This window comes from Brumimicrobium sp., from assembly GCF_048268645.1.
GTDB classification, from domain to species: domain Bacteria; phylum Bacteroidota; class Bacteroidia; order Flavobacteriales_D; family Crocinitomicaceae; genus Brumimicrobium; species Brumimicrobium ulvae.
The window spans coordinates 112,967-125,333 of the sequence record NZ_JBLWVE010000010.1; the positions used below are offsets into that span (position 1 = coordinate 112,967).

10 protein-coding genes are annotated in these 12,367 nt (G+C 38.1%); 7 read left to right on the forward strand and 3 right to left on the reverse strand.

The genetic code is table 11. The features are described 5' to 3' along the window. Positions 1-238: 238 nt before the first annotated feature. Both ACN0U3_RS09680 and ACN0U3_RS09685 read right to left on the reverse strand, forming a co-directional pair. A complete protein-coding gene (locus ACN0U3_RS09680; RefSeq protein WP_417266054.1) occupies positions 239-1,183 on the reverse strand; it encodes a glucosaminidase domain-containing protein in 945 nt (314 codons plus the stop codon). 87 nt (positions 1,184-1,270) lie between these two features. Next, complete coding sequence (locus ACN0U3_RS09685) at positions 1,271-2,323, reverse strand: hypothetical protein (protein ID WP_417266055.1); 1,053 nt, start codon at positions 2,321-2,323, stop codon at positions 1,271-1,273. Positions 2,324-2,527: 204 nt separating this feature from the next. On the opposite strand from ACN0U3_RS09685, the gene ACN0U3_RS09690 reads away from it, so the two are divergent. The 4 genes from ACN0U3_RS09690 (at position 2,528) to ACN0U3_RS09705 (ending at position 7,087) form a co-directional block, all read left to right on the forward strand. Next, positions 2,528-3,835, forward strand: coding sequence for an NAD(P)/FAD-dependent oxidoreductase (locus tag ACN0U3_RS09690; protein ID WP_417266056.1), 1,308 nt, complete (start codon positions 2,528-2,530; stop codon positions 3,833-3,835). Between the two features lie 302 nt (positions 3,836-4,137). Beyond that, positions 4,138-5,073: a PhoH family protein gene (locus ACN0U3_RS09695; RefSeq protein WP_417266057.1), complete on the forward strand. Its 936-nt coding sequence runs from the start codon at positions 4,138-4,140 to the stop codon at positions 5,071-5,073. 4 nt (positions 5,074-5,077) lie between these two features. Beyond that, positions 5,078-6,022, forward strand: a complete 945-nt coding sequence (locus tag ACN0U3_RS09700) for a phosphoribosylaminoimidazolesuccinocarboxamide synthase (protein WP_417266058.1) — start codon at positions 5,078-5,080, stop codon at positions 6,020-6,022. A gap of 285 nt (positions 6,023-6,307) precedes the next feature. Then, entirely contained in the window at positions 6,308-7,087 is a 780-nt protein-coding gene (locus ACN0U3_RS09705; RefSeq protein ID WP_417266059.1) for a hypothetical protein, read from the forward strand. A 235-nt stretch (positions 7,088-7,322) separates the two neighbouring features. Here ACN0U3_RS09705 and ACN0U3_RS09710 read toward each other — a convergent pair whose 3' ends face one another. Further along, positions 7,323-7,574, reverse strand: a complete 252-nt coding sequence (locus ACN0U3_RS09710) for a hypothetical protein (protein ID WP_417266060.1) — start codon at positions 7,572-7,574, stop codon at positions 7,323-7,325. A 281-nt stretch (positions 7,575-7,855) separates the two neighbouring features. Here ACN0U3_RS09710 and guaA point away from each other — a divergent pair, with 281 nt between their 5' ends. From guaA to hemF, 3 genes are read left to right on the forward strand one after another with little or no spacing between them, the layout of a single operon-like run. Continuing rightward, positions 7,856-9,388 (forward strand): glutamine-hydrolyzing GMP synthase, encoded by a 1,533-nt coding sequence (gene guaA / locus ACN0U3_RS09715; RefSeq protein WP_417266061.1) that lies wholly within the window; start codon positions 7,856-7,858, stop codon positions 9,386-9,388. Next, positions 9,385-11,313, forward strand: coding sequence for a PBP1 and LysM peptidoglycan-binding domain-containing protein (locus ACN0U3_RS09720; protein ID WP_417266062.1), 1,929 nt, complete (start codon positions 9,385-9,387; stop codon positions 11,311-11,313). The genes guaA and ACN0U3_RS09720 overlap by 4 nt, the downstream gene beginning before the upstream one ends. Further along, a complete protein-coding gene (hemF, locus tag ACN0U3_RS09725; protein WP_417266063.1) occupies positions 11,276-12,181 on the forward strand; it encodes an oxygen-dependent coproporphyrinogen oxidase in 906 nt (301 codons plus the stop codon). The genes ACN0U3_RS09720 and hemF overlap by 38 nt, the downstream gene beginning before the upstream one ends. The last annotated feature ends 186 nt before the right edge of the window (positions 12,182-12,367 follow it).

Genomic DNA, 12,367 nt, shown 5'->3' on the forward strand with positions numbered 1-12,367 from the left:
ACGAATTTACGACTTTTTAAAGATTAACAAAAATAAGGGCAATCTTGTTTTCCTAAAATGTAAAATACTGCCATAAAATGACAGTATTTACTTTCCAACAATTAACTTACTACCGCTTTTAAGTTGCGGAAACTATAAAAAAAACATTAGGTTTTAAGTTATTCTATTTCGGTTGAGTTTTAGTTGAACCCCTGTAAATTAGAGTGAATAATTACTTTTCCTAAATATTATAAGTGTTTTATTTGTTTAAAGCGAAGTTTGGAGGAGTAATGTTGTTGCGCTCAGCCAATGACTTTAGTTGTACACCATGTTCCTGTGAAATTTCCCATAACTCTTGCAAGTCTGTTACTTTTAAATTCGTCAATTCAGCAGCTATTCTTTTTCTTTTACGCATGATGTAAACCTTATCGCCTTTCTTCAGTACTTCCTTATCCGCTGGAAAATCATTCCATCTGTTCAATTGACGAAGACTCACGCCAAATTCTTTTGAAATCTGGTAGAAAGTATCATGGTTTCCTGCAATTACATACATCGTTCGGTTCTTATTGGTGTGAACCTGTCGCTTGTTTTTAACAGCTTGCGTATGCGTGTTTTTACTAGGCGCATTGAGTTTTGGAGCTTTGGTGTCCTTTTTATTTTGAAGTTCTGGTTCTTGATTAACAATTAAATCATCAAAAGAATATTTGTCGTACTGATCTAAATCGTAACGTTCAATTAAGTCAATTAACCTTTTGTCGTATGAAGGATTTGTAGCATAACCGGCTTGTTTTAAACCTTTAGCCCAGCCTTTGTAATCTGTTACGTCTAAATCAAAAAGAAAAGCATAGCGCGAACGTCCTGTTAAGAAATGACTATGGTCTTCAAAAGATTGCGCTGCATTTTTGTATTTTCTAAAACACTCGTTACGCTTGTCATCATCTTTAAGGAAAGATTCGCCTTTCCAATCGTGACATTTTATACCGAAATGATTATTGGCTTTTACTGCAAGGTCAGAATTTCCAAATCCACTTTCTAATATACCTTGAGCCAGTGTTATACTTGCAGGAACTCCATGCGAATGCATTTGACTGATGGCAACATCTTTCCATGTTTCAATGTATTTCTCAAGAGAAATCTTTGGAGTGTTACCCGCTGCTGAAAAGCTAAATGTGATAAGAAATAAAAGGGCCAATAAATTTTTCATGTCGAACTTGCTTTGACTAGTATTACGCAAGTTGTTAACAATGGTTACATAAATTGTTGAAAACTTCTTTTTTTTATGTTGAAAACTCTAAATGTTAGGCTTTTCTGTGTTTTGCTGCTTCAAAATGTAGTCATTGATGATGCGGCTCACTTCGTTTGCGCGATCAACCACCATAAAATGACCTGTTCCTTCGATGAGGTGAATGTTTGGCACGTCAGGTGCAGGAATAACCATGTCTTTTGTACCGCTGATCTTTAATACAGGTTCTACATGGGTTTCATTCTTCCAGTTCATCATTTCATGGATGGCCCATTTGGAGAAGTGTGGATCAGAATCTTCTAAAATTGCATTTAAGTGTTCTTTCTTTTCAGCGCCAAACATAAAATTTGCAAGGGCCTTAGGCGGGTCGAACATTTCTGCTGGAAGTTTTCTGTCTAAATTGTGTTTTCCAACCAACTTAAAAAACGGACGCATCTCATCTTTTGTTTCAACTGTTGAGAGTAAAATGGTGTATTTTGGATGGATGAACTTACTGATTTCAGTCGCTACTAAACCACCAAAGCTCACACCCATAATAGCAAACTCTTCGTCGGTATCAATTTTTTTTGCTAACCGCACAGCGTATTCTTCTATGGCTTCATTTTCTTTTGGCGTTATCCATTCTAAAGGAATAATTTCACCTACTAAGTCCAATTCCTTAAATACTCGTGAGTCTGCACCTAACCCACTAATGGCATATATTTTCACCCTCTTTTCCGCAGCGTATTCGTCAAATAATCCTGCTAATTTGAATACAGCGGTATTTAATGTGTCTTGATTTTTCGTTATCCATGCGGAAGGTATTTCGATTAACGCTCCATTACTAGAGGTCTTTATTGGGTAGCTTTTACCATTGAACTTTACACTTCCAATCACCTGAGCGGTGTCGATTTTCTCTGAAAGGGCAGGGCTTAATTGACCGATGTCAGCAATAAAGTCTAGCATCTGCTCATTACTCAAATAGTATTTGCTGATGTCATCTTCCAATTGTACCGCTTCCAACTGTTCAAGATCTGCAAAGTCCGATAAGGTCATTCCTTTATCACTTCTGCAAGAAAAGAAGCTAAAGGAAACGAAAATGACTAAAATTATTCTGTTCATTACAAGTGTTTTAAATAGGATAAGTTAAAATAGTTCCTTCTTACCGACGAAATTAAGAATTCTTGTTTCTAGAAATACATTATTGAAATATAAATGGTCTTTTATGTATAGAAAAAATGCTTCTTTAGCGCTTAATTTAGTCTTAGTTATTGATAAATTGACTAATTTTAGAGCATACCCAAACATCAAACTGGAAAGCAATAAATGGAAGTAGAAAAAGAGATCGGTAAGATTCGCTTGCCCGAAACAGATTTACCAAGAGTAGTGGTTATTGGCGGTGGATTTGCTGGATTAACATTCGTAAAAAAGCTGAAGAATAAAGCCGTGCAAGTCGTCATGGTCGATCGCAATAACTTTCATCAGTTTCAACCTTTGCTGTATCAAGTGGCGACTAGCGGTATCGTGCCTGACAGCATCGCTTTTCCATTTAGAAAACAATTTAAAAGTTACAAAAATGTGTTTTTCAGAATGGCCAACGTCTTGACTATTGAAACCAATAAGAAACAAGTCATTACTGATATCGGTTCCATTGATTATGATTATTTGATTGTTGCCACAGGAAGTGATACCAATTTTTTTGGCCTAGACGATGTGCAAGCCAATAGTTTGGGAATGAAAAGTATTCAAGAAGCCCTAGATATTCGTAGTTTAATTCTACAACGCTTCGAAAAAGCAGTGGTCACCTCAGACGATAATTTACGTGATGCACTGACCAACTTTGCAGTCATCGGTGGAGGTCCTGCAGGGGTGGAAACCGTTGGTGCTATTGCCGAATTTAAAAAGTACATTCTGCCCAAAGATTATCCAGATCTAGATACTTCCATGATGTCCATTTACTTGATTGAGTCCAATAACCGATTGCTCAAAGGGATGTCAGATCAATCTTCTGAAAAGTCACTCCGTTATTTAAAAGAACTTGGCGTGAATGTACACCTCAATACTCGTGTAACCTCTTATGATGGATTAATTATTGAAACCAAAACAGACAAAGAATTCAGAGCCAAAAGCGTCATTTGGACAGCAGGAGTAAAGGGGAGCGTACCTGACGGAATAAGTGAACAAAGTTTTGCCGGAGGAAACCGTTTATTGGTCAACCCATATTCAGAAGTCAAAGGATGTACAAATATCTATGCGATAGGAGATATTGCCGCAATGATTTCGGACGAATACCCCTACGGACATCCGATGGTAGCACAAGTCGCTATCCAACAAGGGCGTTTATTGGCCAAGAACCTATTGTCACAACTAGAAGGCAAGCCCCTCAAGGAATTCTCTTTCAACGATAAAGGTTCATTGGCAACAATAGGGAAGCGAAAAGCAGTAGCTGATATCGGAAAATTCAAATTCGGAGGATACTTCGCATGGTTGCTTTGGTCTGGTGTTCACCTCATGTCAATTAGTGGCTTCAAAAACAAACTCTTCGTCGGCATCAATTGGATGTGGAGCTATTTTACTTACGACAAAGGAAATCGACTCATCATCAGAAGGTACGAAAAAAGGAAGGACAAATAATTTAATTTTTTGGGCCCTTAATCCGCCTACAGTTGCAAGTGGTCTTCAATTGATCCACCACAGGCTAGAGCACAACAGGAGCTTCCTTTGGTCGCTTTGTTCTACTCAGCTTGTGGGTACAATTGTTCCACCAGCTTTTCACTTTCGTCGGGGGCGTGAACCAATATTCTTCCAAAAAAAGACTTCTGTAAACAAAGCCCAAGAGCAGTTTTGAAAATTTTTCTTTTTCCTCCTGTTCATTTTGTTTCAAACAACAAAAAATACACTAATTTTGGGAGCGTATTAAAATAAAGAAAACAATATTGCAAGAACGTAAAATTGAAATAGAGGACATCAACCCTCTGGAGCTCTTAGGGATTAACAATTCTAAGCTAAAGCTGATTAAAAAATACTTCTCAGATTTAAAAATAATTGCGCGAGGAAATGTGTTGACCGTCTCTGGAGAAGAGGCTGTAGTCGATGTGTTTGAAGAAAAACTGAACCAGCTAATAACGCACATTAAAAAATATGGCGGATTAACAGAAAACAACATCGACAATGTGATGGTGGTTGATCCTGTAGAATTATTGTCGGGCGATGGCTCAGAAATTATCCTCCATGGAGTTGGAGGCAACAAAATCAAAGCACGTACCTACAACCAAAGAAAACTGGTTGAAGCTGTCAATACCAAGGATATGGTTTTTGCGGTTGGACCAGCAGGAACAGGGAAAACCTACACTGCTGTAGCATGTGCTGTTCGCGCCTTAAAAAACAAGCAAGTCAGAAGAATTATCTTGACCCGTCCAGCGGTTGAAGCAGGAGAAAGTTTAGGCTTCCTTCCTGGAGATATGAAAGATAAATTAGATCCATACATGATGCCTTTGTACGATGCGCTTCGCGACATGATTCCACCAGAAAAACTCTTGGATTTTATCGAGTTAGGAGTCATTGAAATTGCTCCTTTAGCATTTATGCGTGGACGTACCTTAGACAAAGCTTTTGTTATTTTGGATGAAGCTCAAAATACCACTGTTAACCAAATGAAAATGTTTTTGACCCGGATGGGGATGAACGCCAATTTTGTAGTGACAGGAGATGCTTCTCAAATAGACTTGCCGACAAAACAAAAGTCAGGACTGATTTTCGCACTTGATCGTTTGGAGAATATTAAAGATATAGGAGTAGTAAGATTAAATAAGAACGACGTAATCCGTCACAACTTGGTGAAGCAGATTATAGAAGCCTTCGATGAAAAATAAGATAATGAAAAGCTTAACGAAAACAGATTTTGAATTTCCGAATCAAAAGGAAGTATACAAAGGAAAAGTAAGAGACGTTTACTTTATTGGTGATGACTATTTGGTAATGATTGCTTCCGATAGAATTTCGGCTTTCGACCATATTTTACCAGCTGGAATTCCCTACAAAGGGCAGGTTTTGAATCAAGTTGCAACTCATTTTTTGAAAGCAACAGAAGATATCGTTCCGAACTGGTTAATAGACGTTCCAGATCCTAATGTTGCCATAGGATACCGTTGTGAGCCTATCCGCATCGAGATGGTTATTCGTGGGTACCTCACAGGTCACGCATGGAGAGAATATAAAGCCGGAAAACGTGTTTTGTGTGGAGTTGAAATGCCAGAAGGAATGAATGAAAATGATCCATTTCCAAAGCCTATTATTACTCCATCAACCAAAGCAGTGGAAGGACATGATGAAGATATTTCTCGTGAAGAATTGTTGAAGCAAGGCTATGCAACAGAGGAGATATATGCTCAGTTAGAAGAGTACACCCATAAACTGTATCAACGTGGAGTTGAAATGGCGAAAGAAAGAGGGTTAATCCTAGTTGATACCAAATATGAGTTTGGAATGAAAGACGGTAAAATTATGTTGATGGACGAAATCCATACCCCCGATTCTTCACGTTACTTTTATTTGGAAGGATACGAAGAAAGACAAGCCAATAAAGAACCACAACGTCAGTTAAGCAAAGAGTTCGTTCGTCAATGGTTAATCGAAAACAATTTCCAAGGATTAGAAGGTCAAAAAATGCCAGTTATCCCAGAAGATTTTATTCAATTGATTACAGCGCGTTATATCGAGCTTTATGAAAAAATCACAGGAGGAAAATTTGAAAAAGCAGACACGACTAACATCGAAGAAAGAATTGTTGAAAATACTGTAAAGTCTTTAAGTAGGTTGTAAACCTATTTTAAAGATGGTCAATTTTTGAAGTGGTGTTCGGCCGAATATGGATTTGAGGTCTAGCATCAATTCAAATCACCATTTTGTTGATCGCCCTATCATCCATGGGGTGTGAAATAATCACTCAGGATAAACCCTGATTTTTTCGTTTTTTCTTAAGATTTGCGTGAATTTATTCTTTCAATTGTCTATTTTTGAAATAAGTACTGTTAAAACATTCGCTTAAACCTTAAATCGCAATGATAAAATGATGGCGTTTTAAAACAAGTGATAAAATATGAAGTCATGAAAAATAAAATCATTCTTTTCACATCTGCATTAATCGTTTCGCTTTTGTTTACCTCTGCAAAGATGGCTAAAGACGAATACAAAGTCATCAAGGTAATAGGAAAGATTGTCTACAAAACATCGGGGAACCCAATGGGAACTGGAGATGTTTTTTCAACTGACACGCCCATAAAATTCGTAACAGAAAATGCAAGGGCAGCGGTTATTTCAAATTTAAAAGGACGATTTGTATTGGCGCCACCTTCAGCAACGAAAAAGACCAATTTGGTTCCTGCAGTCAACAGTATTTCATCACGTTCTGGGGCCATCGTAAATGAGTTGGACTTCAAAAGGCATTTCGAAGGAGACTACTTAATTTTGAACAGTGTTAAAATTCCAGTGAGTCCACAAAATTTCCCTCAAAACGACAAGAACTTTTTCTTTGTTTCTTATGAATACGAAGGCGAAAAAATCATGAAGCGTTTACCGGTTGGGGAAGGAAACGTAGTGTTGAACCAAGATGATGTTTTTGTAGTAGACGGAAAGAAAATTCAACCCTTTACAACGAAGATGGTACTTTACTATCGCGATTCCAACCAAAAGGAGAATAAATCACTGGCCAGCTTTAGAGCAGTATTCCCAAATCAAGATTTGTTGAGGAAAGAAGTAGCAGTAATTCTTGACGAATACAAAGACGCTACTCCAGAAATGCAGTACGAACAAGTCAAAGGCTATTTAAACGAATTTTACGGAAAACCATTCGAACCAAACCTGAAGGCGTGGATGGAGAAGAATTAAAAAACGCTCTTCCCTTCTTTCCATAAGTGCCGAAGGCACGGCTTGTTTCTAGACAAGGACGTAAGTCCTTGGGGTAAGAAATAATGATAAAACCAAGTCCAAAACATTCTGCGAAATAGCACGCTATTTCGCAGAATGTTTTGGACTTGAGGAGTCAGAGGCTATTGTTATGGGCGGACTAAAGTCCACCCCAATAGCCTATCGATCTTCTAAAACTGTCCACCTCGTATTTTTCTCAAACATTAATTTTAACCAATTGCGGGCTGAAAGCCCAGCTTATTTCAACTGGATGCATCGCATTCAGTTGAAATGTAAGATACACCAGCGCACTGAAGGTGCAGCTCAGTTTTTTTAACTTGCATTCTTGATCATAATCAAGGGGATGAGTTGCCTTTTCAAGGCGCTTTATAGCGTTATCGTACTTCAACCCAAGGCGATGCCTTGCGTTGAAATAACCTGCCTTTTCAAGGCGTAGTTTTACACGCAAATTCTATTATTTTGGATTTGAAGAACCCTACGTTTCCTGTTATGCATGGACTAAAGTCCAGCCCAATAGTGTGCTGTGCTTCTAGGGTTTTCTTTTCCCGAATGTTTTGGATTGTGGAAGTTATAGACTAAATACGCAGTTAGGTTTTAATTCTCAACGAATAGATAAAGGATTACCCCTCTCAAAATCTAGATTTTTCAGCTTTCAAAATCTTATAAAAAGCTTCCTGTATATTAGCAGTGATTCATTTGATAATTGTCAATTATCATTATCTTTGCGCAATGCAAGACATGATTTTAATTCTGGATTTTGGTTCTCAATATACGCAGCTGATTGCAAGACGCGTGCGTGAACTAAATGTTTATAGTGAAATTCACCCGTGGGATAAGTGCCCGGAGATCACAAGTAATATTAAAGGAGTAATCCTATCAGGTAGTCCATTCTCTGTAAGAGATGAAAAGTCTCCAAAGATTGATTTGTCAAAAATCAAAGGTAAAGTTCCGCTTTTAGGCGTGTGCTTTGGAGCCCAATATATGGCGCATAACTTTGGTGGTGAAGTTGCAGCTTCAAACACAAGAGAGTATGGTAGAGCAAACATTGTAGAGTTTGATAAAAGCAATGAATTATTACAAGGTGTTCCACAAAACTCTCAAGTGTGGATGTCACACGGTGATTCAATTAAAACATTGCCGGATGATTTCGTGGTGATCGCCAGTACAGAGGACGTAAAGAATGCGGCTTTCGCAGTGAAAAATGAAAAAACATACGGAATTCAATTCCACCCTGAAGTGTACCATTCAACAGATGGAAGTCAGATGATTTCTAATTTCATCGTGAATATTGCAGGATGTAAACAAGATTGGACACCAGATGCTTTTGTTGAATCTACAGTTGAAGCTTTGAAAGCACAATTGGGAGACGATAAAGTAATCCTTGGACTTTCAGGAGGAGTAGACTCTTCAGTGGCAGCAACGATCTTGCACCACGCGATAGGAAAAAACCTACATTGTATTTTCGTGAACAATGGTTTACTGCGTAAAAACGAATACAACGATGTCTTGGAAGGATATAAAGGAATGGGCCTCAATGTAAAAGGTGTTGATGCTTCTGAACAATTTTATGCCGCATTAAAAGGATTAACAGACCCTGAAGCGAAAAGAAAAGCAATAGGCAAGGTCTTTGTAGATGTGTTCGACGAAGAATCAAAACTAGTGGAAAACGCAAAATGGCTTGGACAAGGAACAATTTACCCAGACGTAATCGAATCGGTAAGTGTTTCCGGAGGACCATCACAAACCATTAAATCGCACCACAATGTTGGAGGATTGCCAGATTATATGAAATTAAAAGTTGTTGAACCGTTAAGATTGCTCTTTAAAGATGAGGTACGCAGGGTAGGAAAATCCCTGAATATTTCACCGGCTATCTTAGGACGACACCCTTTCCCTGGACCTGGTTTAGGAATTCGTATATTGGGAGAAGTTACTCCAGAGAAAGTTCAAATTCTTCAAGAAGTAGACGCGGTATTCATCAATGAATTGAAAGCAGCAGGACTCTATGACCAAGTTTGGCAAGCAGGAGCGATTTTCTTGCCCGTGAACACAGTAGGAGTAATGGGTGACGAAAGAACCTATGAAAACGCAGTGGCTTTACGTGCTGTAACTTCAACAGATGGAATGACTGCCGATTGGTGTCATTTGCCTTACGAAGTTTTAGGTAAAATATCGAATAAAATAATTAATCAGGTGAAAGGAATTAATCGTGTGACCTACGACATTAGTTCTAAACCACCTGCAACAATAGAATGGGAATGAGGATTTTAGCTGTTTTAATTTTAGTTTTAACTACGTCATTTGGAATTTTCTCACAAGAAATTGGAGAGGAAACGCGAAATGGTCAATTGTACAAAGTTCACGCCGTTGAAGCAGGAAATACATTGTATGGATTGCATAAAAAATACAACGTTGCTATTGATGAAATCATCAAAGCTAATCCATCAGCAAAAGAGGGATTGCAGATTGGACAAAAACTATACATTCCTGTTAAGGCAGCTGAACCACAAAAACAAGACCTGACCTTTACCTTACACAAGGTGAAAAGAAAAGAAACCCTTTATGGAATTTCTCGACAGTATGACTGTACTGTTGCAGCGTTAATTGAGTTGAATCCTGGTGTCGAAAATGGACTGAGTATAGGAGAAGAAATTAAAATTCCAACAGGAAATAGAGCCGCAGATAAAGAAATTCAAACAGAAACGCCACAAGAAGAAGTAGCAGAAACCCAAGAGCCTGTTGCTGTTTTAGATTCAACTTTAAAAGTTGGGGATACGGTAATTCATATCGACTATCAAGTAGATTTTAGAGACAGTATTGTTGAGTACGAAGTACAGAAAGGTGAAACGCTATACTCAATTTCTCGTCGATTTATGGTTCCTGTCGAAGAATTAGTGGCACACAATAGCATTCGAAACAATGCCATTAAACCAGGGCAAATTCTGAAGATTACGCTAAAACAAGAACGTATTCAAGAAGTTGAGGTACGTGAAATTGTGAAGCTAGATTCTTCATTAATGAAACGTCCCAATCTGATAGCAGTAAAAGAGAAGTACAAAATCTTAGTGGCCTTACCCATGAAAATTTCAGATAACCCAAAGGTTCTTTCTGGAATGTACACAGAAGAAACCTCATTGAACGGGTTGACCGATCTTTCTGTTGAATTCTTAATGGGGGCACAAATGGCCATCGACTCTTTAGAACAATTAGGACTGAACGCTGATATCGAGTTTTATGATACCGATGGAAATTTAAACCGCTTTAAAGAATACCTTGGAAGCACCAACAAAAAAAACTTAGATATGATCATCGGGCCTTTCTATCCGAACCTATTGGCTTATGCCGCAGAGTGGGGAAAGAGCAATAAAGTGCCTGTGATTGCGGTAACCAAAATCCCAACAAAAACATTAGAAAATAATCCGTATTTACTTTCAATGGTACCTTCTGATTTAACATTGATCAGTGGAATGGCAAAGTATTTAGCGAAGCATCACCCTACTGCGAATATCGTTATTGTAGATGGAGAAAATACTGAAGTCAATGAACGTATCGCTTATTTTAAAGACGTGTTTAATAAAAGTTTAGCGCCAGGAAAAAGCGCAAGCATCAAAATGTCTGCAATTGGCGATGTTTCAGGAAGAATTTTAGTAAGAGCAATTGATGCCGACCAAAAGAATTTTGTAATCTGTTTGTCGAATGACGTGCAACAAGTCATGAAGTTTGTAAATACATTGAATGCGGCTAAAAACTATACACCAAAGTATGGTAAAGCTGATATTACAATGGTTGGATTACAGGAATGGCGAGACATTGAGGCCTTAAACACCTATTACAAAAATCGTTTCGAATTTACATTTGCCGCGACCAATTACTTGAACTACGAAACAGAAAAGACCATTCCATTTATCCATGATTACCGTGCTAGATATGGATCAGATCCTTCAAAATATGCTTTTCATGGCTATGATGTATTGTTGTCACAAGGGGCTTACCTATTCCTCGGACACCAAAGAAACGAAGGTTTAATGAATCATTTCAGTGTTCAACCTTTAGGGTTTAATCACGGAAGTGAAAATTCAAGCGTATTTATATCAAAACAAAGTGATTTCGAGATTCATTTGTTAGAAATCATTTCAAATAACAATCATTTTGAAGTCGAACAAGTTGAGCAAAGAGGAGATAATTAATCGATTAAAGTCTGTTCAAGACTATATTTGTAAGGCCTTAGAAACGCTAGACGGCAAAGCCAAATTTCATGAAGATCTTTGGGAAAGAGAAGAAGGTGGAGGAGGAAGAACCCGTATTCTTTCTGATGGTGCCATCATCGAGAAAGGAGGTGTAAACTTCTCTGCTGTACATGGACCTGTTTCAGAAATTATGAACAAGCAACTCGGACTCGATGGAAACGAATTCTTGGCCACTGGAGTATCGATTGTAATTCACCCAAAAAATCCATTTCATCCCATTATGCACATGAATGTGCGTTACTTTGAAATGGACACTGGAGAATACTGGTTTGGTGGAGGAATTGACATGACGCCACATTACATCGACTTTGAAATGGCACAACAGTTTCACCAAGACTTAAAGCAAGTGTGCGACCAATATAATCCTGAATTCTATCCGAGATTCAAGGAATGGGCCGATGAGTACTTCTTTATTCCACATCGCAATGAAACACGTGGAGTAGGAGGGATTTTCTATGACAAAATTACGGAGAAAGATGGTGTGTCTAAAGCACAACTTTTAGATTTTGCGATTGACCTTGGAGAGCTTTTTCCAAAAGTTTATGCTGACCAAATTAACAAGGACAGAAGTCCTTCGTTTACACAAGGGAATTTAGATTGGCGTAACCTCCGACGTGGACGTTATGTAGAATTTAACCTTGTTCATGATCGCGGAACAAAGTTCGGTTTGAAAACTGGAGGCAGAATTGAATCGATCCTCATGAGTCTTCCGAAAGATGCTTCTTGGTTTTATAATTTCCAACCTGAAGTAGGTTCCCCAGAAGAAGCTACGTTAAAAGGATTGGTGAAAGGTATAGACTACCTGTAAGTTGTTATTTCAACCCAAGGCGATGCCTTGCGTTGAAATAATCTGCCTTTTCAAGGCGAGGTTTTACACGCAAATTCTATTATTTTGGATTTGAAGAACCCTACGTTTCCTGTTATGCATGGACTAAAGTCCACCCCAATAGTGTGCTGTGCTTCTAGGATTTTCTAACTTACATTTTAACCAATT